This window comes from Brevibacillus sp. MCWH, assembly GCF_013096935.1.
Lineage (GTDB): Bacteria > Bacillota > Bacilli > Brevibacillales > Brevibacillaceae > Brevibacillus > Brevibacillus aydinogluensis.
On record NZ_SDLF01000080.1, the window covers coordinates 1 to 713 of the forward strand.

At 33.8% G+C, this 713-nt stretch carries 1 protein-coding gene; it reads left to right on the forward strand.

Annotation, left to right across the window (positions count from 1 at the left end; genetic code table 11):
- Nucleotides 1-713 (forward strand): C39 family peptidase (locus tag ETC00_RS19435; protein WP_171567697.1); only part of this gene is annotated, 713 nt, incomplete at both ends.

Below are 713 nucleotides of genomic sequence, written 5' to 3' on the forward strand. Positions count from 1 at the left end.
GTGCAGTATATTACTCTCAAGATGATCCTAGATGGGCTAATAAAGACTTTACTTCTACAAATTCTAAAGGTAAGAAATCTAAGTTTAAAAAAGCAGGATGTGGTCCAACTTCTGCTGCTATGATTGTTTCATCGTTAACAGGTAGACAAGTAGACCCTATGCAAGCTTATGAGTTTGCTAATAGAAATGGGTATACTGACCCTGAATTAGGAACTAGGTCGGATTTCTTTAAAGACTTTGCAAGCGTACACGGTGTCGAAATAAACGAGAGGAAAGGTAAAGAAGGAATCATTGAACAGTTAAAACAAAGAAAAATGGTTATTCTACGTGGAGAAGGAATCGGACCGTTTACTAAATCAGGTCATTATGTAGTTGCTACAGGAATTACTAAAGACGGTAAGATTTTAATAAATGATCCTTTAAATAAGAAAAGAAGTAAAGCATATTCACCTTCTGTAATTAATAAAGTTACAAGTCATTATGTTGCTAAATCACCTTCTATGTTTGATACACAAAATAAAATGTTCGGATTTACAGAATACGGATCAGGGAATATTAGAATAAAAGATATTTATGGAAATGCAAGAATTACTGGTGATTATGGATGCAGAAGCGATCCATTTACAGTAACAAGAAAAATGCTTTGTGGTATTGACCTAGTATATGTATATGGTACACCTATTAATAGTTTCCCTATGGGCACAGGAGTATAT